The following is a 23,908-nucleotide window of genomic DNA, read 5'->3' as shown; positions in this document are numbered from 1 at the left end:
CATTATAGTGCTATTTTGGCTGCCGACTTAGAGAGGAGAACACCATGAGCCAATTACGTCAGCCATTCAGTGAACTGAGCGCGGAAGTTTATAAAGGACTGGTACAGGCCAGCATCGCGCTGGAGAAAAGCGAGCTGGGCAGCGCCCTGGTGGAGCTGGTTTATTTACGCGTGTCGCAGATCAACGGCTGCGCCTTCTGCCTTGAGAAGCACAGCCAGGCGCTGCGCAAAGGCGGCATGGCGCAAAGCAAGCTGGATGCTCTGGCCGGCTGGCGGGTAAGCGCTCACTTCACACCTGCCGAACGCGCAGCGCTGGCGTGGGCCGAGTCGGTCACTGATATTGCTGCCAGCCATGCGGAAGATGACGTCTACCTGCCGCTGCAGGAGCATTTTACCCCGCGTCAGATAAGCGATCTGACCTTAGCCATCAGCCTGATGAACGCCTTTAACCGCCTCGCCGTCGCTATGCGCCTGTAGTTCCGCACAGCCTCCCTCCTCCTCCGCCGAACGATCCCGGCGGGGGAATTCTTTGCCAAAAACGCTATATATTGAGTGGTTGAAGTTTTAAATAACTACATCTAGTATTTCCTTATCGAATGACCCACAACGTTCGACGCTGCGTTTAGCGCCGTGTTGTTATCTTAAATGGAAATACGAATCATGCGCATTATTATTTACACTCGAAATGACTGCGTGCAATGTCATGCCACCCGGCGAGCCATGGAGAGCCGGGGACTGCCTTTTGAAATGATAAACATCGACCAGCAGCCGGACGCTATCGACACCCTGCGCGAGCAGGGATTTCGCCAGCTGCCGGTGGTGATCGCCGGCGATCTGCGCTGGAGCGGCTTCCGCCCGGATATGATCAATCGCCTGCGCCCCTCCGCCACGGCGGCCAGCGCATGAGCCTCATCGTCTACTTCTCCAGCCGTTCAGAGAATACCCATCGCTTTGTGCAGCGCCTGGGGCTGCCGGCGGTGCGCATCCCGCTGAACGAGCGCGAACATCTGCAGGTAGACGCCCCCTATATTCTCATCGTTCCCAGCTATGGCGGCGGCGGTACGGCTGGCGCGGTGCCGCGTCAGGCGATCCGCTTTTTAAACGACGTGCATAACCGCCAGCTGATCCGCGGAGTGATTGCCGCTGGCAACCGCAACTTTGGCGACGCCTGGGGGCGCGCCGGGGAGGTCATCGCGCAAAAATGCGCCGTGCCCTATCTCTACCGCTTCGAGCTGATGGGAACCCCTGACGATATCAACACTGTGCGTAAAGGAGTCAGCGAATTTTGGCAACGACAACCGCAGAACGTATAACCGCCGCGGCGGATTTTCACGCCCTCAACGCGATGCTGAATTTGTACGATAGCGAGGGCCGCATCCCGTTTGAGAAAGATCGCCAGGCGGTAGAGGCCTTTATGACCGCCCAGATACGGCCCAACACCCTCACCTTCGCCAGCCAGGACGATAAACTCACCTGGCTCGTCCGCGAGGGCTATTACGATCCGCAGGTGCTGGCCGGCTATGACCGCGGGTTTGTGCTGGCATTGTTCGCCCAGGCCCGGCGCGCCGCATTTCGCTTTCAGACCTTCCTCGGCGCCTGGAAGTTCTATACCAGCTACGCGCTGAAGACTTTTGACGGCAAGCATTACCTCGAGGATTTTGCCGATCGCTGCGTAATGGTGGCGCTGACGCTGGCCCAGGGGGATGACCAGCAGGCGCAGCAGCTAATGGAAGAGATGCTCAGCGGCCGTTTCCAGCCGGCCACCCCCACCTTCCTCAACGCCGGCAAACAGCAGCGCGGGGAGCTGATCTCCTGCTTCCTGCTGCGCATTGAAGATAATATGGAGTCCATCGGCCGGGCGGTTAACTCGGCGCTGCAACTGTCGAAACGCGGCGGCGGGGTGGCCTTTTTACTCTCCAACCTGCGCGAGGCCGGGGCGCCGATCAAGCGCATCGAAAACCAGTCCTCCGGGGTGGTGCCGGTGATGAAGATGCTGGAAGACGCGTTCTCCTATGCCAATCAGCTCGGTGCCCGCCAGGGGGCAGGAGCGGTCTGGCTGCATGTTCACCATCCCGATATTTTGCGCTTTCTTGATACCCGGCGTGAGAATGCCGATGAGAAAATCCGCATCAAAACCTTATCGCTGGGGGTAGTGATCCCTGATATCACCTTCCAGCTGGCGAAAGAAGACGCGCAGATGGCCCTGTTCTCGCCGTATGACGTCGAGCGGCTGTACGGTAAACCCTTCGCCGACTGCGCCATCGGCGACCTCTATCCGCAGCTGGTGGCCGACGAGCGGGTGCGCAAGCGCTGGATCCGCGCCCGCGACCTGTTCCAGCGGCTGGCGGAGATCCAGTTCGAATCCGGCTATCCGTACATCATGTTTGAAGACACTGTTAATCGCGCCAATCCGGTAGCTGGGCGAATAACCATGAGCAACCTGTGTTCGGAGATCCTGCAGGTCAGTACGCCGTCCACCTATGATGAGAACCTCAGTTACGCCCATATTGGAGAAGATATCTCCTGTAACCTCGGCTCGCTGAATATTGCCCATACCATGGACTCGCCGGACTTTGCCCGCACTATCACCACCGCGGTGCGCGCCCTGACCGCGGTGTCCGATATGAGCGACATACAGTCGGTTCCCTCGGTGGCGGCCGGCAATGCGGCCTCCCACGCCATCGGCCTGGGGCAGATGAATCTTCACGGCTACCTGGCGCGGGAAGGCATTGCCTACGGCAGTCCGGAGGGGCTGGACTTCACCAATATCTATTTTTACACCGTGACCTGGCATGCCCTGCACACCTCGATGCTGCTGGCCCGCGAGCGCGGCCAGCGCTTCGCTGGCTTCGAACAGTCACGCTACGCCAGCGGGGCGTACTTCGACAAATATCTGCAGGAGGAGTGGCAGCCGAAAACCGAACGCGTGCGCGCGCTGTTCGCCCGCGCCGGCATCCCTCTTCCCGACCGGGAAAGCTGGCGCCAGCTGCGCGACGATGTCATGCGCTATGGCATCTATAACCGCTATCTGCAGGCGGTGCCGCCCACCGGGTCGATCTCGTACATCAACCATGCTACCTCCAGCATTCATCCGATCGTCTCGAAGATTGAGATCCGCAAAGAGGGGAAAACCGGGCGGGTATACTACCCCGCGCCGTTTATGCATAACGACAATCTGGCACTCTACCAGGATGCGTACGAGATAGGGCCGGAGAAGATCATTGACACCTACGCCGAGGCGACGCGCCACGTCGACCAGGGGCTGTCGCTGACCCTGTTCTTCCCCGATACCGCCACCACCCGCGATATCAATAAAGCGCAAATCTACGCCTGGAAGAAAGGCATCAAGACGCTCTACTACATCCGTCTGCGCCAGCTGGCGCTGGAAGGCACTGAAATTGAAGGCTGCGTGTCCTGCGCGCTGTAAGGAGAACAGGATGACTCATTTAACGCGCATCAGCGCTATCAACTGGAACCGCATTGATGACGACAAAGATCTTGAGGTCTGGAATCGTCTCACCAGCAACTTCTGGCTGCCGGAGAAAGTGCCGCTGTCGAACGACATTCCCGCCTGGCAAACCCTCAGCGCGGCGGAGCAGCAGTTGACCATTCGCGTCTTTACCGGGCTGACGCTGCTCGATACCATTCAGAACACCGTCGGCGCGCCGGCGCTGATGGCGGATGCCCTAACCCCGCATGAGGAGGCGGTGCTGTCGAACATCAGCTTTATGGAAGCGGTTCATGCCCGCTCTTACAGCTCCATCTTTTCCACGCTGTGCCACAGCAAGGAGGTGGATGCCGCCTTCGCCTGGAGCGAAAGCTGCGCCCCCCTGCAGCGCAAGGCACAGCTGATGCTGGGCTACTATCAGGCCGACGAGCCGCTGAAGAAAAAAATCGCCAGTGTGTTCCTCGAATCCTTTCTCTTCTACTCCGGCTTCTGGCTACCAATGCACTTTTCCAGCCGTGGAAAATTGACCAATACCGCGGATCTGATCCGTCTTATCATTCGCGATGAAGCGGTACATGGCTATTACATCGGCTACAAGTATCAGAAAGGACTGGAGATCGTCAGCCCCGGCAAGCGCGAAGAATTGAAAAATTTCGCCCTCGATCTGCTGATGGATCTTTACGACAACGAACTGGCCTACAGCCGGGAGCTGTACGGCGAGAGCGGCTGGTTCGACGACGTCAGCGCTTTCCTGTGCTACAACGCCAACAAAGCGCTGATGAACCTCGGCTACGAGGCGCTGTTTCCCGCGGAGATGGCAGCGGTTAACCCGGCGATCCTCGCGGCGCTGTCACCCAACGCCGATGAAAACCACGACTTTTTCTCCGGCTCAGGCTCCTCTTATGTGATAGGTAAAACGGAAGAAACCGCCGACGACGACTGGGACTTTTAACCCTACTTTCACCAGGAATATCACGGACGAATTCCTGGTTTTCTATTTCTCAGAATAACGCTTTCTCTGCCAAATATTCCCTCCATAGCTTAACTGTCATCACTGCGTCATATTTAGCAGAAAACCATGCCATTCCAGACGAATTATCCAAAGATAATCAAAAAATATCACCCGCAATAAATTGCCTCTCAGCCCTTATATCACGGGGGCTGAACCGTAAATCCCGTCTTCCCATTTTGCCGAGAGTTTGCCATTGAGGGTTGTCACAGAATCTGAGTATGTTAGGGTGTAAAAAGATCATAATCACCATCGGGTATCATATCGCAATAAACAAATAACAGGAACTTCTCTATTGCATGGCAATTAAATTAGAAATTAAAAATCTTTATAAGATATTTGGCGAGCACCCCCACCGGGCTTTCAAATATATTGAGAAAGGACTCAACAAAGCGCAAATACTGGAAAAAACGGGGCTGTCGCTTGGCGTCAAAGACGCCAGTCTGGCCATTGAAGAAGGCGAGATATTCGTCATCATGGGGCTCTCCGGCTCGGGGAAATCCACCATGGTTCGCCTTCTCAATCGCCTGATTGAACCCACCCGCGGCCAGGTGCTGATTGACGGGGTCGATATCGCCAAAATGTCGGATGCCGAGCTACGCGAGGTGCGCCGCAAGAAAATTGCGATGGTTTTTCAGTCCTTTGCACTGATGCCGCACATGAGCGTGCTGGACAACACGGCGTTTGGCATGGCGCTGGCCGGCGTTCCGGCCGCCGAACGAGAGCAAAAAGCGCGGGAGGCGCTGCGTCAGGTGGGGCTGGAGAATTATGCTCACGCCTGGCCGGATGAGCTCTCCGGCGGGATGCGTCAGCGCGTCGGTTTAGCCCGTGCCCTGGCAATTAATCCCGATATTCTGCTGATGGATGAAGCCTTCTCCGCGCTCGATCCGCTCATTCGCACCGAAATGCAGGATGAGCTCATCAAATTACAGGCTAAGCATCAACGGACTATCGTTTTTATTTCCCATGACCTTGATGAAGCCATGCGCATTGGCGATCGCATCGCTATTATGCAAAATGGCGAAGTGGTTCAGGTCGGCACTCCGGATGAAATATTAAATAATCCGGCCAATGATTATGTCCGCACCTTCTTCCGCGGTGTGGATATTAGCCAGGTCTTCAGCGCGAAAGATATTGCCCGCCGTAGCCCGGTCGGCCTGATTCGTAAAACGCCTGGTTTTGGCCCCCGCTCCGCGCTGAAATTATTACAGGATGAAGACCGGGAATATGGCTATGTCATCGAGCGCGGGAATCGCTTTGTCGGGATTGTCTCAATTGATTCTCTGAAAACAGCCCTCAGCGCCGGCCAGGGGATCGAGGCGGCGTTGATTGACGCCCCGCTGGCGGTAGAGGCGCAAACGCCGCTCAGCGATCTGCTCTCCCACGTCGGTCAGGCCCCGTGCGCCGTCCCGGTAGTGGATGAAGAACAACAATACATTGGCATCATTTCCAAACGAATGTTGCTCCAGGCTTTAGATCGCGAGGGGGTGAATCATGGCTGATCAAACTAATCCGTGGGACAGCGCCCCGGCAACCGACAGCGCCGCGCAGGCTGCCGACGCCTGGGGTGGCGCCTCGAATGCCGCACCGGCCAATGGCGGCGGCGCCGACTGGCTGCACAGCGCCCCGGCGCCGCAGCCGGAACAATTCAATATCATGGACCCGTTCCACAAAACCCTGATCCCACTCGACAGCTGGGTCACCCACGCCATTGACTGGATCGTGCTGCACTTCCGTCCGCTGTTCCAGGGGATCCGCGTGCCGATCGACTACATCCTCAGCGCCTTCCAGCAGCTGCTGTTGGGGATGCCGGCGCCAGTGGCGATTATCGTCTTCGCGCTGATCGCCTGGCAGATCTCCAGCCTCGGCATGGGGGTCGCCACCCTGGTATCGCTGATTGCCATCGGCGCCATCGGCGCGTGGTCGCAGGCGATGGTCACCCTGGCGCTGGTCCTCACTGCCCTGCTGTTCTGCATGATCATCGGCCTGCCGCTGGGGATCTGGCTGGCGCGCAGTCCGCGGGCGGCGAAAATTATCCGCCCGCTGCTGGATGCCATGCAGACCACACCGGCCTTCGTCTACCTGGTGCCGATCGTGATGCTGTTCGGCATCGGCAACGTGCCCGGCGTAGTGGTGACGATTATCTTCGCCCTGCCGCCGATCGTCCGTCTGACCATCCTCGGGATAAACCAGGTACCGGCGGATCTGATCGAAGCGTCGCGCTCGTTTGGCGCCAGCCCGCGCCAGCTGCTGTTTAAAGTTCAGCTGCCGCTGGCGATGCCCACCATTATGGCCGGGGTTAACCAGACCCTGATGCTGGCCCTGTCGATGGTAGTGATCGCCTCGATGATCGCCGTCGGCGGTCTCGGCCAGATGGTACTGCGCGGCATTGGCCGCCTCGATATGGGTCTGGCCACCGTCGGCGGGGTGGGGATTGTGATCCTGGCGATTATCCTTGACCGCCTCACTCAGGCCGTCGGCCGCGACGCCCGCAGTCGCGGCAACCGCCGCTGGTACACCACCGGCCCGCTGGGGCTTATCACTCGTCCTTTCTGTCGATAAGCCGATACAGCGCCGCTCCCCGACAGCAGCCGATGCCCGGGAGCGGCCCTTCCCGTTAAACAAAAAAAGGAACCACCATGCGACATAGCACGATGATGGCCACCGCCGCCTTTGCCACCCTGCTCGCCACCAGCGCCTTCGCCGCCGACCTGCCGGGCAAAGGGATTACCGTGAAGCCCGCCCAGAGCACCATTTCGGAAGAAACATTCCAGACCTTGCTGGTCAGTCGCGCGCTGGAGAAGCTGGGCTACACCGTCGAGAAGCCCAGCGAAGTAGACTATAACGTCGCCTATACGTCGATTGCCGCCGGGGATACCACCTTTATCGCCACTAACTGGCAGCCCCTGCACGATGACATGTACGCAGCGGCGGGCGGTGATAACAAATTCTATCGCAAAGGAGTGTACGTCTCAGGCGCCGCCCAGGGCTATTTGATCGACAAAAAAACCGCTGAGCAGTACCACATCACCTCCATCGATCAGCTCAAAGATCCGCAGATCGCCAAACTGTTTGATACCAACAACGACGGTAAAGCGGATCTCACCGGCTGCACCCCAGGCTGGGGCTGCGAAGCGGTAATTAACCATCAGATTGACGCCTATGGCCTGAGCAACACCGTCACCCATAACCAGGGCAACTACGCGGCGATGATGGCCGACACCATCGCCCGCTATAAAGAAGGTAAACCGGTGCTCTACTATACCTGGACGCCGTACTGGGTCAGCGACGTGCTGAAGCCTGGCAAAGACGTCGTCTGGCTGCAGGTACCGTTCTCCTCCCTGCCAGGCGAGCAGAAAAATATCGACACCAAACTGGCCAACGGCGCCAACTATGGCTTCCCGGTGAACACCATGCATATTGTCGCCAACAAGGCATGGGCGGAGAAAAATCCGGCCGCCGCCACCTTGTTTAGCGTCATGAAGCTGCCGATCGCCGACATCAACGCCGAGAATGCGATGATGCACGAAGGCCATGCTTCCGAAGCCGACATCAATGGTCATGTTGACGGCTGGATCAAAGCCCACCAGCCGCTGTTCGACAGCTGGGTGAAAACCGCGCTCGCCGCACAGCAGTAAACCCGCTCACGGATAAGGCTCTGCGCCTTATCCGCCCCCTTGCCCCCTTTCTCATCGCCAGGGTCATGGAAAAGCGGATTCCAGGAATTTCCATAGTGTAAAGGCGCGTCGCCCTCTGTTAAGGTGGATACATCGATCAAATTGCCACCTTCACATGGATCCAGCGATAAGTTATTCATATGGAAAACCCCGCGCCCTTAACCTGTGCCTTACCTGAACGTGTCGCCACGATCGGCGAAGGCATCAAAGACAGCCTCCCCATCGTCATCAGCTACCTGCCGGTGGCATTCGCCTTCGGATTGAACGCTACCCGGTTGGGATTTACCCCGCTGGAAAGCCTGTTTTTCTCCTGCATTATTTACGCCGGCGCCAGCCAGTTTGTGATCACCGCCATGCTGGCCGCCGGCAGTTCACTGTGGGTCGCGGCCCTGACGGTGATGGCGATGGATGTCCGCCACGTGCTGTATGGCCCCTCGCTGCGCAGCCGCATCCATACCGCGCTGAACAAAAAGAAAACCGCCCTCTGGGCCTTCGGCCTGACCGATGAGGTTTTCGCCGCCGCCACCGCCAGGCTGGTTCGCGACAACCGTCGCTGGAGCGAAAACTGGATGCTCGGTCTCGCGTTTACCTCGTGGGCGTCGTGGGTATGCGGCACGCTGGCTGGCGCCTGGTCCGGCAATGGCCTGCTGGTGGATTATCCCGCGATAGAAGCCGCCCTCGGTTTTATGCTGCCGGCGCTGTTTATGAGCTTCCTGCTGGCCTCTTTCCAGCGTCAGCAGTCGCTCTGCGTCACGGCGGCGCTGGCAGGCGCGCTGGGCGGTATTCTCTTATTTTCCATTCCGGCGGCGATCCTCGCCGGAATTGTCTGCGGGTGTCTGACGGCGCTGGTCCAGGCCATGCTCAAGGGGATGCCGGATGAACAGTGAGGTCCTACTGCTTGGAATGATTGTCGGCGGCGTCAACTATCTGTTTCGCTATCTTCCCCTGCGTCTGCGCGCGGGCCATGCCCGTCCTGCCCGCCGCGGCCCGGTCAGCGTGTTACTCGACACTATCGGCATCGCCTCGATTTGCGCGCTGCTGGTTGTCTCCAGCGTACCGGAGATCCTCGCCGACGCCCACCGCCTGGTGCCGACGCTGATCGGCTTTTTGGTGCTGGGGGGCGCCTTCTGGAAAACCCGCAGCATTATTGTTCCGACTCTGCTGTCGGCGTTTGCCTATGGTCTGGCCTGGAAAATCGCCAGCGGGCTCTAAGCTTTACGTATCAGTTTTAGTCAATAATTCATTTGATTTATTTGTCACAATAGTTATTATATCGGCTGTAATTAATGAGGTCATACCCAAATGGATAGTTCGTTTACTCCCATTGAGCAAATGCTCAAATTCCGCGCCAGCCGCCATGAAGATTTCCCGTTTCAGGAGATCCTGTTAACTCGTCTTTGCATGCACATGCAAGGTAAGCTGCTGGAAAATCGCAATAAAATGCTCAAAGCGCAGGGAATTAACGAGACATTATTTATGGCGCTGATTACGCTGGAGTCGCAGGAAAACCACAGCATCCAGCCGTCCGAGCTGAGCTGCGCGCTGGGCTCATCACGTACCAACGCCACTCGTATCGCTGATGAACTGGAAAAACGCGGCTGGATTGAACGCCGCGAGAGCGATAACGATCGCCGCTGTCTGCATCTGCAGCTGACCGAAAAGGGCCATCAGTTTTTGCGTGAAGTCCTGCCACCGCAGCATAACTGTCTGCATCAGCTGTGGTCTTCACTCAGCACCAGCGAAAAAGATCAGCTCGAACATATCACCCGCAAACTCCTGAGCCGCCTTGACCAGATGGAAGAAGAAGGCGTGCTGGCGGACTCTCTACGCTAAGGGCGGCATCGCTCAGCCCATTTTTACGTTGCAAGGAAAACAGCCAGGCCAGCAGATCTCTGCTGGCCTTTCTGATAAACAGGTCGGCTCAGCCGATGTGAAATAATAAGATGGTGGAGAATAACATGAGCGCAAATGCGGAGAGCCAAACCCCGCAGCAACCAGGCAGCAAAAAAGGGAAGCGTAAAGGCGCCCTTCTGTTGCTGACATTGCTCTTTATTATTATTGCCGTGGCATATGGGATTTACTGGTTTCTGGTACTGCGTCACTACGAAGAGACCGACGATGCCTATGTGGCAGGGAACCAGGTACAAATTATGGCCCAGGTCTCGGGCAGCGTGACCAAAGTCTGGGCAGACAATACGGACTTCGTGCAGAAAGGCGATCCGCTGGTGACCCTCGATCGGACCGATGCTCAGCAGGCGTTCGAGAAAGCCAAAACACAGCTGGCCGCCAGCGTCCGTCAGACCCGCCAGCAGATGATCAACAGCAAGCAGCTGCAGGCGAATATTGACGTCAAAAAAACCGCCCTCGCCCAGGCGCAGGCTGACCTGAACCGTCGTATCCCGCTGGGCGCGGCGAACCTCATCGGCCGCGAAGAGCTGCAGCACGCCCGCGATACCGTCGCCAGCGCGCAGGCCGAACTCGACGTGGCAATCCAGCAGTACAACGCCAACCAGGCGATCGTGCTGGGCACCAGGCTGGAACAGCAACCGGCGGTGCTCCAGGCGGCCACTGAAGTGCGTAACGCCTGGCTGGCCCTGCAGCGTACGCAGATCGTCAGCCCGATTAGCGGCTACGTTTCCCGTCGCTCGGTACAGCCTGGCGCGCAGATCGGCACCACCACGCCGCTGATGGCGGTGGTCCCGGCGACCAACTTGTGGATCGACGCTAACTTTAAAGAGACGCAGCTGGCGCATATGCGTATCGGCCAGCCGGCCACCGTGATCAGCGACATCTATGGCGATGACGTGAAATACACCGGCAAAGTGGTTGGTCTGGATATGGGCACCGGCAGCGCCTTCTCCCTGCTGCCGGCGCAGAATGCCACCGGCAACTGGATCAAAGTGGTACAGCGTCTGCCGGTTCGTATCGAGCTGGATGAAAAACAACTGGCGGAGCACCCGCTGCGCATCGGCCTCTCGACGCTGGTGGAAGTCAACACCACCGATCGCGATGGTGAAATGCTGGCCAGCCAGGTGCGGAGCTCCCCGGTTTACGAGAGCAATGCCCGCGAAATCGCTCTCGATCCGGTTAATAAACTGATAGACGAGATCATTCAGGCCAACGCCGGATAATTCGGGGTGAGTGTAATGCAACAGCAAAAACCGCTGGAAGGCGCGCAGCTGGTCATTATGACCATTGCGCTGTCGCTCGCGACGTTCATGCAGGTGCTGGATTCCACTATCGCCAACGTGGCGATCCCAACCATTGCTGGCAACCTTGGCTCTTCGCTGAGCCAGGGGACCTGGGTCATCACCTCGTTCGGGGTTGCTAACGCCATCTCCATCCCGATCACCGGCTGGCTGGCCAAGCGCGTCGGCGAGGTGAAGCTGTTCCTGTGGTCAACCACTGCGTTCGCCATTGCCTCCTGGGCATGCGGCGTCTCCAACAGTCTGACGATGCTGATCTTCTTCCGCGTCATTCAGGGGATTGTCGCCGGGCCGCTGATCCCGCTGTCGCAAAGTTTGCTCCTCAGCAACTACCCGCCGGCGAAGCGCTCTATCGCCCTGGCGTTGTGGTCGATGACGGTGATCGTCGCCCCCATCTGCGGCCCGATCCTCGGCGGCTATATCAGTGATAACTACCACTGGGGATGGATCTTCTTTATCAACGTGCCCATTGGCGTGGCGGTGGTGCTGATGACCCTGCAAACCCTGCGCAACCGGGAAACCAAAACCGAACAGCGGCGAATCGACGGCGTCGGTCTGGCGCTGCTGATCATCGGTATCGGTAGCCTGCAGGTGATGCTCGACCGCGGCAAAGAGCTCGACTGGTTCTCCTCCAATGAGATTATCATTCTGACCATCGTGGCGGTGGTGGCGATAAGCTTCCTGATTGTCTGGGAGTTGACCGACGATAACCCGATTGTCGATCTGTCGCTATTTAAGTCGCGCAACTTCACCATCGGCTGCCTCTGTATCAGTCTGGCCTATATGCTCTACTTCGGCGCCATCGTGCTGTTGCCGCAGCTGTTGCAGGAGGTTTACGGCTACACCGCAACCTGGGCCGGTCTGGCTTCGGCGCCGGTGGGGGTGATCCCGGTCATTCTGTCGCCCATTATTGGCCGCTTCGCGCATAAGCTCGATATGCGGCGGCTGGTCACCTTCAGCTTTATCATGTACGCGGTCTGCTTCTACTGGCGCGCCTGGACCTTCGAACCGGGGATGGACTTTGGCGCCTCGGCGTGGCCGCAGTTTATCCAGGGCTTCGCGGTGGCCTGCTTCTTCATGCCGTTGACCACCATCACCCTCTCCGGCCTGCCGCCGGAGCGGCTGGCGGCGGCGTCGAGCTTGTCGAACTTCACCCGTACCCTTGCCGGCTCCATCGGGACCTCCATCACCACCACCCTGTGGACCAACCGCGAGGCGCTGCACCATGCGCAGCTTACCGAATCGGTGACCCCCTTTAACCCCAACGCGCAGCAGATTTACGATCAGCTGCAGGGCATGGGAATGACGCAGCAGCAGGCGTCCGGCTGGATAGCACAGCAGATAACCAACCAGGGGCTGATTATCTCCGCCAACGAAATCTTCTGGATTTCTGCGGCCATTTTCATCCTGCTGTTGGGACTGGTGTGGTTCGCCAGACCACCGTTCAGCGCCGGCGGCGGCGGTGGCGGCGCGCACTAAGCCTCACATAAAGGGACCTGCGGGTCCCTTTTTTACGGCGTCAGGTTGTCCAGTTCTCGCTAGTTTCTGTCTCGTTTGCGAAAGCCCGTCACCCTGCGCTCGGGCAGGATAAAGGCTGACCAATAAGGAGAAGACTATGCTGAGCCATCCTGCTGAAAAATACCGCCCCTATCCGCCGATTGCCCTGCCCGACCGCCGCTGGCCCGACCGGCAGATCAGTCGTGCCCCGCGCTGGCTGTCGACCGACCTGCGCGACGGCAACCAGGCGTTGGCCGAGCCCATGGACAGCGCCCGCAAACTGCAGTTCTGGGATCTGCTGCTGGAGTGCGGCTTTAAAGAAATTGAGGTCGCCTTCCCTTCCGCTTCGCAAACTGATTTCAACTTTGTCCGCCAGCTGATCGACGAGCAGCGCATTCCGGAAGATGTCACCATCCAGGTGCTGACCCAGGCGCGGGATCCGCTGATCCTACGCACCTTTGAGGCGCTGCGCGGCGCCCGTCAGGCCACCGTCCACCTCTACAATGCCACCGCGCCGCTATTTCGCGAGCTGGTCTTCGGCATGGATAAAGCCGAAGTGATCGCCCTCGCGACCCGCGCCACCCGGCTTATCCGCCAGCAGTGCGAACAGCAGCCGGAGACCCGCTGGCAATACGAATATTCACCAGAGACCTTCTGCTTCACCGAGCCCGAGTTTGCGCTTGAAATTTGCGAGGCGGTGGCGGATGTCTGGCAGCCCTGCGCCGAACGGCCGATGATCGTCAATCTGCCGGCGACGGTGGAAGTGAGCACCCCCAACGTCTATGCCGATCAGATCGAGTATTTTTGCCGCCACTTCTCCCGCCGCGGCGAGGTCTGCATCAGCGTGCACCCGCATAACGACCGCGGGACCGGCGTCGCCAGCGCCGAGCTGGCAGTCATGGCTGGCGCCGATCGGGTGGAAGGCTGCCTGTTTGGCAATGGCGAACGCACCGGCAACGTCTGCCTGGTCACGCTGGCCATGAACCTCTACAGCCAGGGCATCGACCCTGAGCTTCGCTTCGAGCAGATGAACCGGGTGGTGGAGGTGGTGGAAAACTGCAACCAGATCCCCGTTCACCCGCGCCACCCGTGGGCGGGAAGTCTGGCTTATACCGCCTTCTCCGGCTCCCATCAGGATGCAATCAAAAAAGGGTTTGATGCCCGTCAGCCAGGCGATCCGTGGCAGATGCCCTACCTGCCGATTGACCCACAGGATATTGGCTGTAGCTATGAGGCGGTGATCCGCGTCAACAGCCAGTCGGGAAAAAGCGGCAGCGCCTGGCTTATCGAACAAAATCATGGCCTGAAACTGCCCCGCGGGCTGCAGCAGGACTTCAGCCAGCATGTTCAGCAGGCTACCGATAGCGACGGCAAAGAGATGACCCACCACGCGCTGTGGCAGCTGTTTCGCACACGCTACGGCCTGCTGGCGCAGCCTGCGCTGACGCTGCTCGATTATCAGAGCGCCAGCCAGCAGGATGGTCAGCTTTCCCTGCAGGCGACGCTGCGACACCACGGCGAAACCCGACGCCTGCAGGGCCAGGGCAACGGCCTGCTGTCCGCTGCCGCCAGCGGGCTCAGCGCGCTGCTCAGACAGCCGTTTATGATCAAGGACTACCATGAGCATACCCTTGGCGCACGCAGCGACAGCCGGTCGGTCGCCTATATCCGCTGCGTTTTTCCGCAAGGTGAAAGCTACTGGGGGGTAGGTATTGATAATGACGTGGCGCGCGCTTCGCTGCAGGCATTGTGCAATGCGCTCAGCGTCGCCGATCAGGCCGGTGGACGAAAATAGTCGCTGGGAGCAACGCCCATCACCCGACGAAACATGGCGCTGAAGGCGCTGTGGCTGCCGTAGCCCAGCTCCAGGGCCACTCGCAGCACGGAATGGCCCTGCGCCAGGCGCACCAGCGCTTCCATTAGCTTCGCCCGGCGCACCCACTCGCGCCACGTCAGGCTAGTCTGCTGTTGAAAATGGCGGTTAAGCGTTCGCTCGCTCATGCTGCATAACTTTGCCGCCTGGCCGCTGCTCCAGGCTTCGCCCGGCGCCTCGCGTACCTGCTGGCACAGCCGACGCAGCGTGTCACTTTGCGGCTCCGGCAGGCCAAACGGCAGGATCGGCATCCCGCGGATCTCATCGAGGATCAGCTCATAAATCCGTTCGTCACGGCTGGCGGGAGCATAGCGCTCCGCCAGTCCCAGGGATGAGACGATCAGTTCCCGCAGCAGCGGCGTGATCTGTACGATCTGGCAGCCTGCCGGAAGATCGGCACGCGCCAGCGGATCGATAAACAGGGTGCGCGCCGCCACGTTGCCGGTCATGCGCAACGCGTGCGGGGTTTCCGCCGGCAGCCAGACGCCGCGCCCGGGTGGCACCACCCAGTAACCTGCCGGTGTCGCGACCCGCACCACGCCGCTTAAAATATGCAGCAGCTGGGCGCAGTCATGCTGATGCCAGTCTTCCTGGTCACCGTGCGCGTAATCATGAGCAAAGGGCACCAGCGGGCGGTGCTGAAAGGAAAAGGAAAGCGTCGTCGTCATCGCGGCGTCAGGAGAGCAGCCCGGCGACAGGCGTCGGGCCATGGCAGAAGCACTAGATGTGCAGTTCCTGCAGTTTTTCTTTCGGCAACGCCAGTTCGTCGTTGCTGTTGATACGCACATCGCGCTCAATGATATGACGCGCGATGTCCTGGGCCTCTTCCAGCGAGTGCATGGTGTAGGTTCCGCACTGGTAGACGTTCAGCTCCGGGATCTGATTTTGATCTTTCACCTTCAGCACATCGGCCATCGCCGCTTTCCAGGCGTCAGCGACGCGCTGCTCGTCCGGCGTACCAATCAGGCTCATATAGAAGCCGGTACGGCAGCCCATTGGCGAAATGTCGATAATTTCCACGCCATTCCCGTTCAGATGATCGCGCATAAAGCCCGCGAACAGATGCTCCAGGGTGTGGATACCGCGCTCCGGCATCACTTCCTGGTTCGGCACGCAGAAGCGCAGATCGAAAACAGTGATTTCATCGCCATGCGGCGTGTTCATTTTCTTCGCGACACGCACCGCCGGGGCTTCCATTCGGGTATGGTCGACTGTGAAACTATCTAACAACGGCATTCTTCACCTCCGCGAGTGAATTTTTTTAAAATAAAATGAACTCTTTGTTCAACCGCGAGTCTCAGTATATGAAAGACGCGCATTTATTATCATCATCATCCCTGAATCAGAGATGAAAGTTTGGCCACAGTGATGTGGCCTTTTTCTTTTGTATCGTCAATACGCTACGCGTGTCGCGCCAGCAGCGCCTCAAACGGCTCGCTGTCTTCGGCTTCCACTTTCTTCTGCCGCGCCACCGACGCGTCGCGCTCGGCGATGAAATCTTCTTCGCTCAGGATCTCCAGCGGCTCTTCGCGCAGCTGCGTCCGGTAGCGATCGGCCAACGCACGGCCGGTACCGCCAATCCCTTCTTCAATCATAGAACGCAGAATGCGGGCTGAGAAGGTTAATTCCGGATCGTCAAAGCAGGCCAGCAGCTCGTCGCAGACCTGCTGATATGCCTGGCCACCGTGGATACTGTCAAGGGTCTGCGCCACGCGGCGTAAATCGCGGAACAGATCTTTCCCCACCTGAGCCAGCGGGAACTGCGCGCTTTCGCAACCGATGCCCAGCGTTAAGCCCGGCTTACGCCCTTCCAGAATCACCCGATTCCAGTTGGTGCGTGTACACAGCAGCTCATCGCTGCTCATCTCCGGCGCGTCGGCCAACGCGCACCAGACCATAAACAGATCGAGGAAACGTACCTGCTGGGCGTCAACACCGATCGGCGAGAACGGGTTGATATCCAGCGAACGCACTTCGATATACTCAATACCGCCGCGCAGCAGCGCATCGGACGGGGTTTCGCCCCGACGGGTAACGCGTTTCGGACGGATCGGCGCATAGAGTTCATTTTCAATCTGCAGAATGTTGCTGTTGATCTGCAGATACTTGCCGTCTTTCTCCAGCCCGATTTTGGCGTACTCTTCCGACGGTGTTTTAATCGCCCGCTTCAATCCTGCCACATACTCGTGCAGATCGTTAAACGTAATTCCGAGATTGCTTTGCGACTTATTGGTATAACCGAGGTCGCTGAGACGCAGCGAGGTGGCATACGGCAGGTAGTACATGCCGTTGCCCGTCTCCTCAAAAGGCAGCGTCGTCGGTTTGCCTTGCAGGAACGAGGAGCAAATCGCCGGCGAAGCGCCAAACAGATAGGGGATCACCCAGCCAAAGCGATAGTAGTTACGAATTGAGCGGAAATAGCCCGCCGAAATGGCCTCTTTACCACTCTCGGCATCTTCCACACCACATTTTGCCTGCCAGAAGGCCATCGGCAGGGAGAAGTTATAGTGCACGCCGGAGATAGTCTGCATCAGCGCGCCATAGCGGTTCTTCAGCCCCTCGCGATATAGCGTTTTCAGGCGCCCCACGTTAGAGGTGCCGTACTGCGCCAGTTCAATATCCTGACCGGGAGCGATATAGCATGGCATACTTAGCGGCCACATCCGCTCGTCGCCCAGCTGACGCGCCGTATAGCGGTGGATATCGCGCAAAAAGGTCAGCATATGCTCAATATCGCCATCTACCGGCGTAATGAACTCGAGTAAAGCTTCGGCAAAATCGGTGGTAATCCATTTATGCGTCAGCGCTGAGCCTAACGCCAGAGGGTGACCGGTCGTGGCAAGGGTGCCGTCTGCGTTCACACGCAGCGTCTCCCGCTCCAGACCACGTTGAATACCCTGCAGAGCCTGCGGATGTTTTTCCAGCCAGGCCAGCGCCTGTGATACGTCCGGGATCAATTTGACCTCCCGCCTGTCGAAATCGTTTGAATAAGCATAATTGTAATGGATGAACTGTCAGTCCAATTAGTGCCACCACGTCATGCCCTGAAGCGTTGCTGCCGCAATAGCGATATAGCGCAGCGCCTTACCAAGGCATAAGAAAAAGAGTACCGGTCCCCAGGAAATGCGCATCCATCCCGCCAGCAAACACAGTAAATCGCCGACAACCGGCGCCCAGCTCAATAAGAGCGTGACCGCGCCGTAGCGCTTAAGCCAGCCGGCCGCCCGCTCCTGCCAGCGCGAGGTTTTGCGCAGCGGAAACAAGCGCCCCAGAATAACGTTAGTTACCCCTCCAAGGCTATTGCCGATTGTTGCTATTAATACTAACCACCATGGATGACTAACCCCTGTCAGTAGCATAGCCACCAGCACAACCTCCGAATTGCCGGGAAGCAGCGTGGCACTTAAAAAGCTACTGGCAAACAGAGAGGTAAGTGACAGCGCGTCGCTCACAGCAAACGCACGTCAACAGCATCCATTCCCGCGCGCTTCGCCGCCTGCAGACCAAAGTCGGCATCTTCGAAGACCACGCATTTTTCCGGCGCGACGCCCATGCGCTCGGCACACAGCAGGAAGGTATCGGGTGCGGGTTTATGGTTGACCACATGATCGGCCGCCACCACCGCGGAGAAGTAATGACGCAGCCCCAGGTGCGCCAGCAGCGCTTCGGCGACGGCGCTCTCGCTGCCGGTTCCCACCGACATCGGGCGACGTCCATGCCAGGCCTTGACTACCTCAATCAGCGGCAACGGGCGTACGCTGTCCAGCAGCATCGCTTTGACCGCCTGAGTTTTTTCCTGCGCCAGACGATGTGGATCGAGATCGGCCTGGTTGAGTTCGATAATCGCCTGGGCAATTCGCCAGGTTGGTGAGCCATTGAGCGCGACCATCGCCTGTTCGTCGAAACGCATACCGTAGCGGCCCAACACCTCGTTCCATGCCTGCCGATGGGTCGGCTCGGTATCGAGAATGGTGCCATCCATATCAAAGATCAGTCCTGCGTAACCTTCGTACATTGTCTTCTCACCAACCGGTTTGGGAATGATTACTGTAACGCAAAAGCCCGCCGTTGTCGCGGCCAGCGGCGCAGACGACAAAGGCGCCCTCAGGCGCCTTCAAACATAAGGCCGGATAACCAACCTTATTTAATACGCAGATCGTTCTCGACCATTCTCACGCCCTGCACCCGGCGGGTGACTTCTACGGCTCGTTTAGCGCTTTCCGCGGAGGAAACAAACCCGCTCAGCTGCACGCGACCTTTAAAGGTCTGGACGCTAATTTCTGAAGACTTGATGTCTTTATCGTTAAAGAGCGCCGTTTTCACCTTGGTGGTCACCACGGTATCGTCAATATAGCCGCCCGTACTCTCCTTTGTCGCCGATCCCGCACAGCCAGCGAGGGCAGTCGTCACCAGCAGCGTCGCGCAAAAAGCAGGTATTGCTTTGAACCATTTCATGGATTTCTCTCCTTGCATTTATCTCAGCCTGATAACGCTGATATACAAGGATAAATTATAGTGGAAAGCGCGGCTTGCCAATAAAAAAGTCAGGATGAAACCAGTAATGGAAAACGAGGTAATCGGGATAGTGAGAGAAGAGTGAAGATTATGCATTAAGAACGGGTGCTGCGATAATTTCGCAGCCTATGCAACAACATCGTCATTGTTACTGAGGAGAATGTGGTGCATCCGGGAGGATGACTCGGCTACGCCTCGCCCTTCGGGCCGTTGCTTACGCAACGTTATCCTCCCTGGTGCTGGCGATGATTTCGCAGACCATAAAACAACATTGTCGCTGTTATTAAGGAGAATATGGTGCATCCGGGAGGATTCGAACCTCCGACCGCTCGGTTCGTAGCCGAGTACTCTATCCAGCTGAGCTACGGATGCATCGGGAAAGCTATTTTACTGCGGGGTTACTCTCCTGGCACTTACGATGGTTTCGTAAACCAGATAACAACAATGTTGCTGTTACTAAGGAGAATATGGTGCATCCGGGAGGATTACTCGGCTGCGCCTCGCCCTACGGGCCGTTGCTTACGCAACGTTATCCTCCCTGGTGCTGGCGATGATTTCGCAGACCATAAAACAACTTTGTCGCTGTTGCTAAGGAGAATATGGTGCATCCGGGAGGATTCGAACCTCCGACCGCTCGGTTCGTAGCCGAGTACTCTATCCAGCTGAGCTACGGATGCATCGGGATTACTGCTGTAATTCTGATATCAAATTTCGCGATTTGCCATTCTTATTAAAGAATGGTGCATCCGGGAGGATTCGAACCTCCGACCGCTCGGTTCGTAGCCGAGTACTCTATCCAGCTGAGCTACGGATGCATCGGAAAACTTGCTTTACTACGCGTCAGTGTCACAACTAACACATGCCACACTGAGTATGATGGCCTAATCGGTAGAGTGACTCGATTATGCCTCGCACTGCGGGCCGCTGTTTTCACAGCGTTCTTCTTTCTGTTTACAGAGAGAAGATGGTGCATCCGGGAGGATTCGAACCTCCGACCGCTCGGTTCGTAGCCGAGTACTCTATCCAGCTGAGCTACGGATGCAAAATGGCGGTGAGGCGGGGATTCGAACCCCGGATGCAGCTTTTGACCGCATACTCCCTTAGCAGGGGAGCGCCTTCAGCCTCTCGGCCACCTCACCACACAACACGCCTCTTTCGAGTGCTTCGAAGAACTTGTTTCTGCTCTTCGTCGCTGCGATGGCGCACATATTACTTTCTGGTACTTATAAGTCAAACACTTTTTCGAGACCTTTTTTCGTTTGCACACTTCGCACGCAATTCGCATGCAAAAACGGCAAAAAGGGCAATTTATCAACAGGAAATAAGCCCTGGCGCTGGCATAACACCAGAGGGACAACACAGACGCGGCTGATGAAAATCGATATTGCGCAGGGAGTAAAAACAGAAAAAGCGAGAAAAAGGGCAGACAGGGATGCGCCTCACTGAGCAGCGAGGCGCGGAAACCTTAGTAACTGGACTGCTGGGATTTTTCAGCCTGAATACGCTGGTAGATCTCTTCACGGTGAACCGATACTTCTTTAGGGGCGTTTACGCCAATACGAACCTGGTTACCCTTCACCCCTAAAACTGTCACAGTGACCTCATCTCCAATCATGAGGGTCTCACCAACTCGACGAGTCAGAATCAGCATTCTTTGCTCCTTGAAAGATTAAAAGAGTCGGGTCTCTCGTATCCCGGCATTATCCATCATATAACGCCAAAAAGTAAGCGATGACAAATACCTTGCGGTATAAGGCAGTCATGGCATCACATTCTGTTAAACCTAAGTTTAGCCGATATACACAATTTCAACCCGACTTTATCGTTATCGGTGTCTCTTGCGCAAGGTGCCGTAACCAGAGGCTTAGGCACCTATCCCCCTCATACTTCAAGTTGCATATGTGTTGGCTTTCCCCGCTCTCCCCAGCCACTTGCTTGAGTAAGCGCCTGGGGATTCGCTGCGTCGCCGCCTTCCTGCAACCCGAATTATTTAGGGTACATGCGTTTATAGTTATTACAGTTTTGCGCTGACCCAGCCTTTCACACTGGCTAACGCTGCAGGGAGAGCAGACGCATCGGTACCACCGGCCTGCGCCATATCCGGACGACCGCCCCCTTTACCGCCCACCTGCTGAGCGACCATACCAACCAGCTCCCCTGCTTTCACGCGGTCTGTCACATCCTTAGACACACCGGCAATCAGAGAAACCTTACCGTCTGCGACCGTAGCCAACACCACAACCGTCGAACCCAACTGGTTCTTCAGATCGTCGACCATAGTACGCAGCATCTTCGGCTCAACGCCAGCCAGCTCGCTGACCAGCAGCTTAACGCCGTTAATCTCTTCCGCTTTGCTGGAGAGGTTTGCACTCTCCTGCGCCGCAGCCTGCTCTTTCAGCTGCTGCAGCTCTTTTTCCAGCTGACGGGTACGCTCCAGCGCGGCGCGAACTTTCTCGCCGAGATTGTGGCTATCGCCCTTCAGTAGTTGGGCAATATCGCCCAGCAGATCGCTTTCCGCATGCAGGCTGGCGATGGCCCCTTCCCCGGTCACCGCTTCAATACGGCGCACGCCAGCGGCGGTACCGGATTCAGAGGTAATGCGGAACAGGCCGATATCACCCGTACGCGACGCGTGAGTACCGCCACACAGCTCGGTGGAGAAGTCTCCCATCTGCAGCACGCGGACGCGGTCGTCGTATTTCTCACCGAACAGCGCCATGGCGCCGGAGGCCCGCGCAGCATCGATATCCATAATATTGGTTTCGATAGCCAGGTTACGACGGATCTGCGCGTTGACCAGATCTTCCACTGCACGAATTTCTTCCGGCTTCATCGCTTCGAAATGCGAGAAGTCAAAACGCAGCGCTTTATCGTTGACCAGCGAGCCTTTCTGCGCCACATGGGTGCCGAGCACCTGGCGCAGCGCCGCGTGCATCAGGTGCGTCGCGGAGTGGTTCAGACGAATGCGCTGACGGCGCGCCTCGTCCACATCGGCCTGCACCGCGTCACCCACTTTCAGGGAGCCGCTGGCGACTTTACCGATATGACCAATGGCCTGGCCGTACTTCTGCGTGTCGCTGACCGTGAAGGAGAAGCCCGCGCCTTTCAGTTCGCCTTTATCGCCTACCTGACCGCCGGACTCCGCATAGAACGGGGTCTGGTCGAGGATCACCACCGCTTCCTGTCCCGCGCTAACGCTATCCACCGCTTTGCCGTCGACAAACAGCGCAGTGACGTTGCCATTCAGTTCCAGATGATCGTAGCCTTTAAATTCAGAGGCGCCGTCAACGCGGATCATCGCGTTATAGTCAGCGCCGAAACCGCTGGACTCGCGTGCGCGGCGGCGCTGCTCTTCCATAGCGGCCTCAAAACCCGCTTCGTCAACCTTGATATTGCGCTCGCGGCACACGTCCGCGGTCAGGTCCACCGGGAAGCCATAGGTGTCGTACAGACGGAAAGCGGTTTCGCCATCCAGAGTGTCGCCTTTCAGCTTGGCCAGCTCTTCATCCAGCAGCGCCAGACCGCGCTCCAGCGTGCGGGCAAACTGCTCTTCTTCAGTTTTCAGCACCTGCTCAACCTGAGCCTGCTGCTGCTTCAGATCTTCACCCGCTGAGCCCATCACAGCGATCAGCGGGGCAACCAGTTTCCAGAAGAAGGTGTCCTTCGCGCCCAGCATGTTGCCGTGACGGATCGCGCGACGAATAATGCGGCGCAGCACATAGCCACGGTTTTCATTGGACGGGATGACGCCATCGGCAATCAGGAACGCACAGGAGCGAATATGGTCGGCGATAACGCGCAGCGACTTGTTGCTCAGGTCGGTCGCGCCAGTCACTTTCGCCACGCTGGCAATCAGATCGCGGAACAGATCGATTTCATAGTTGGAGTTAACATGCTGCAGCACCGCGGCAATACGTTCCAGACCCATACCGGTATCGACGGACGGCTTAGGCAGCGGCTCCATGGTACCGTCAGCCTGACGGTTGAACTGCATGAAGACGATATTCCAAATCTCAATGTAACGGTCGCCGTCTTCTTCCGGGCTTCCCGGAGGGCCGCCCCAGATATGGTCGCCATGGTCGAAAAAGATTTCGGTGCACGGGCCGCACGGACCGGTGTCGCCCATCTGCCAGAAGTTATCGGAAGCAAACGGCGCGCCTTTGTTGTCACCGATGCGAATAATGCGCTCACGCGGGACGCCCACTTCATTGGCCCAGATGTCAAATGCTTCGTCATCAGACTCGTAAACAGTAACCCACAGTTTTTCTTTCGGCAGGGCAAACCAGTTTTCGCCGGTCAGCAGTTCCCATGCGTATTTGATGGCATCCTGCTTGAAGTAATCGCCGAAGCTGAAGTTGCCCAGCATTTCGAAGAAGGTGTGGTGGCGCGCGGTGTAGCCGACGTTTTCCAGATCGTTGTGCTTACCACCCGCACGCACGCAACGCTGCGCGGTGGTCGCGCGCGAATAATTACGTTTGTCGAGGCCAAGGAAAACATCCTTGAACTGGTTCATCCCGGCGTTGGTAAACAGCAGGGTCGGGTCGTTGTGCGGCACCAGGGAGCTGCTGGCAACTACCTGATGTCCCTTGCTATGGAAAAAGTCGAGAAACGCCTGACGGATCTCAGCGGTGCTCTTGCTCATAATTATCCTGAAATCAAGCTACACGTCATCCTTCAAGCCGCC

Annotated in this window: 22 protein-coding genes and 5 tRNA genes; 14 read left to right on the top strand and 13 right to left on the bottom strand. The window is 57.7% G+C overall.

Features of this window, described 5'->3' with window-relative positions:
* Nucleotides 1-44 precede the first annotated feature (44 nt).
* The 14 genes from LGL98_RS05720 (at nt 45) to leuA (ending at nt 14,631) form a co-directional block, all read left to right on the top strand.
* Nucleotides 45-476: a carboxymuconolactone decarboxylase family protein gene (locus LGL98_RS05720; RefSeq protein WP_136030432.1), complete on the top strand. Its 432-nt coding sequence runs from the start codon at nt 45-47 to the stop codon at nt 474-476.
* A 183-nt stretch (nt 477-659) separates the two neighbouring features.
* Nucleotides 660-905, top strand: a complete 246-nt coding sequence (nrdH, locus tag LGL98_RS05715) for a glutaredoxin-like protein NrdH (RefSeq protein ID WP_136030430.1) — start codon at nt 660-662, stop codon at nt 903-905.
* Entirely contained in the window at nt 902-1,312 is a 411-nt protein-coding gene (gene nrdI, locus LGL98_RS05710; RefSeq protein ID WP_136030428.1) for a class Ib ribonucleoside-diphosphate reductase assembly flavoprotein NrdI, read from the top strand. Before nrdH ends, nrdI begins: the two co-directional genes overlap by 4 nt.
* Nucleotides 1,285-3,426 carry a class 1b ribonucleoside-diphosphate reductase subunit alpha gene (nrdE, locus tag LGL98_RS05705; protein WP_136030426.1) on the top strand — a complete coding sequence of 714 codons (2,142 nt, stop codon included), beginning with the start codon at nt 1,285-1,287 and terminating at the stop codon, nt 3,424-3,426. Before nrdI ends, nrdE begins: the two co-directional genes overlap by 28 nt.
* 10 nt (nt 3,427-3,436) lie before the next feature.
* Nucleotides 3,437-4,399 carry a class 1b ribonucleoside-diphosphate reductase subunit beta gene (gene nrdF, locus LGL98_RS05700; protein ID WP_136030424.1) on the top strand — a complete coding sequence of 321 codons (963 nt, stop codon included), beginning with the start codon at nt 3,437-3,439 and terminating at the stop codon, nt 4,397-4,399.
* Nucleotides 4,400-4,755: 356 nt separating this feature from the next.
* Nucleotides 4,756-5,958, top strand: a complete 1,203-nt coding sequence (gene proV, locus LGL98_RS05695; protein WP_025714840.1) for a glycine betaine/L-proline ABC transporter ATP-binding protein ProV — start codon at nt 4,756-4,758, stop codon at nt 5,956-5,958.
* Nucleotides 5,951-7,018 carry a glycine betaine/L-proline ABC transporter permease ProW gene (gene proW, locus LGL98_RS05690; protein WP_136030422.1) on the top strand — a complete coding sequence of 356 codons (1,068 nt, stop codon included), beginning with the start codon at nt 5,951-5,953 and terminating at the stop codon, nt 7,016-7,018. The genes proV and proW overlap by 8 nt, the downstream gene beginning before the upstream one ends.
* A 77-nt stretch (nt 7,019-7,095) precedes the next feature.
* Nucleotides 7,096-8,094, top strand: coding sequence for a glycine betaine/L-proline ABC transporter substrate-binding protein ProX (gene proX, locus LGL98_RS05685; protein WP_136030421.1), 999 nt, complete (start codon nt 7,096-7,098; stop codon nt 8,092-8,094).
* Nucleotides 8,095-8,273: 179 nt separating this feature from the next.
* The gene (locus tag LGL98_RS05680) at nt 8,274-9,020 is read left to right on the top strand and encodes an AzlC family ABC transporter permease (protein ID WP_136030419.1); all 747 of its coding nucleotides are present in this window, start codon (nt 8,274-8,276) and stop codon (nt 9,018-9,020) included.
* A complete protein-coding gene (ygaH, locus tag LGL98_RS05675) occupies nt 9,010-9,345 on the top strand; it encodes an L-valine transporter subunit YgaH (RefSeq protein ID WP_136030417.1) in 336 nt (111 codons plus the stop codon). Before LGL98_RS05680 ends, ygaH begins: the two co-directional genes overlap by 11 nt.
* A 90-nt stretch (nt 9,346-9,435) precedes the next feature.
* Nucleotides 9,436-9,966: a transcriptional repressor MprA gene (gene mprA / locus LGL98_RS05670; protein ID WP_002914337.1), complete on the top strand. Its 531-nt coding sequence runs from the start codon at nt 9,436-9,438 to the stop codon at nt 9,964-9,966.
* A 125-nt stretch (nt 9,967-10,091) separates the two neighbouring features.
* Entirely contained in the window at nt 10,092-11,264 is a 1,173-nt protein-coding gene (emrA, locus tag LGL98_RS05665) for a multidrug efflux MFS transporter periplasmic adaptor subunit EmrA (protein WP_136030416.1), read from the top strand.
* Between the two features lie 15 nt (nt 11,265-11,279).
* Nucleotides 11,280-12,818, top strand: a complete 1,539-nt coding sequence (gene emrB, locus LGL98_RS05660) for a multidrug efflux MFS transporter permease subunit EmrB (RefSeq protein ID WP_002914342.1) — start codon at nt 11,280-11,282, stop codon at nt 12,816-12,818.
* 136 nt (nt 12,819-12,954) lie between these two features.
* Nucleotides 12,955-14,631 (top strand): 2-isopropylmalate synthase, encoded by a 1,677-nt coding sequence (gene leuA, locus LGL98_RS05655; RefSeq protein WP_136030414.1) that lies wholly within the window; start codon nt 12,955-12,957, stop codon nt 14,629-14,631.
* On the opposite strand, the gene LGL98_RS05650 is transcribed toward leuA, so the two are convergent.
* From LGL98_RS05650 to alaS, 13 genes are all read right to left on the bottom strand, one after another.
* The gene (locus tag LGL98_RS05650) at nt 14,610-15,377 is read right to left on the bottom strand and encodes an AraC family transcriptional regulator (protein WP_136030526.1); all 768 of its coding nucleotides are present in this window, start codon (nt 15,375-15,377) and stop codon (nt 14,610-14,612) included. The two genes, leuA and LGL98_RS05650, sit on opposite strands and share 22 nt — an antisense overlap.
* Nucleotides 15,378-15,429: 52 nt before the next feature.
* Nucleotides 15,430-15,945, bottom strand: a complete 516-nt coding sequence (gene luxS / locus LGL98_RS05645) for an S-ribosylhomocysteine lyase (RefSeq protein WP_002914351.1) — start codon at nt 15,943-15,945, stop codon at nt 15,430-15,432.
* A 164-nt stretch (nt 15,946-16,109) separates the two neighbouring features.
* Nucleotides 16,110-17,666: a glutamate--cysteine ligase gene (gshA, locus tag LGL98_RS05640; protein ID WP_136030412.1), complete on the bottom strand. Its 1,557-nt coding sequence runs from the start codon at nt 17,664-17,666 to the stop codon at nt 16,110-16,112.
* 66 nt (nt 17,667-17,732) lie between these two features.
* Nucleotides 17,733-18,161: a YqaA family protein gene (locus LGL98_RS05635; protein ID WP_136030411.1), complete on the bottom strand. Its 429-nt coding sequence runs from the start codon at nt 18,159-18,161 to the stop codon at nt 17,733-17,735.
* Entirely contained in the window at nt 18,158-18,724 is a 567-nt protein-coding gene (gene yqaB, locus LGL98_RS05630; RefSeq protein ID WP_004174701.1) for a fructose-1-phosphate/6-phosphogluconate phosphatase, read from the bottom strand. The genes LGL98_RS05635 and yqaB overlap by 4 nt, the downstream gene beginning before the upstream one ends.
* A 125-nt stretch (nt 18,725-18,849) precedes the next feature.
* Nucleotides 18,850-19,164 (bottom strand): BON domain-containing protein, encoded by a 315-nt coding sequence (locus LGL98_RS05625; RefSeq protein WP_002914359.1) that lies wholly within the window; start codon nt 19,162-19,164, stop codon nt 18,850-18,852.
* Between the two features lie 355 nt (nt 19,165-19,519).
* Nucleotides 19,520-19,596 (bottom strand) — tRNA-Arg (locus tag LGL98_RS05620).
* Between the two features lie 228 nt (nt 19,597-19,824).
* Nucleotides 19,825-19,901 (bottom strand) — tRNA-Arg (locus tag LGL98_RS05615).
* 61 nt (nt 19,902-19,962) lie between these two features.
* Nucleotides 19,963-20,039, bottom strand: a tRNA-Arg gene (locus LGL98_RS05610).
* Between the two features lie 150 nt (nt 20,040-20,189).
* Nucleotides 20,190-20,266: transfer RNA gene (locus tag LGL98_RS05605), tRNA-Arg, on the bottom strand.
* Nucleotides 20,267-20,270: 4 nt separating this feature from the next.
* Nucleotides 20,271-20,363, bottom strand: a tRNA-Ser gene (locus tag LGL98_RS05600).
* 326 nt (nt 20,364-20,689) lie between these two features.
* Nucleotides 20,690-20,875: a carbon storage regulator CsrA gene (csrA, locus tag LGL98_RS05595; RefSeq protein WP_000906486.1), complete on the bottom strand. Its 186-nt coding sequence runs from the start codon at nt 20,873-20,875 to the stop codon at nt 20,690-20,692.
* A gap of 363 nt (nt 20,876-21,238) precedes the next feature.
* The gene (gene alaS, locus LGL98_RS05590; protein ID WP_136030403.1) at nt 21,239-23,866 is read right to left on the bottom strand and encodes an alanine--tRNA ligase; all 2,628 of its coding nucleotides are present in this window, start codon (nt 23,864-23,866) and stop codon (nt 21,239-21,241) included.
* Nucleotides 23,867-23,908 lie beyond the last annotated feature (42 nt).

This window comes from Klebsiella africana (genome assembly GCF_020526085.1).
In the GTDB taxonomy this organism is placed as follows: domain Bacteria; phylum Pseudomonadota; class Gammaproteobacteria; order Enterobacterales; family Enterobacteriaceae; genus Klebsiella; species Klebsiella africana.
Note: the sequence above shows the minus strand (reverse complement) of the source record. Positions and strands in the feature narration are given on the sequence as shown.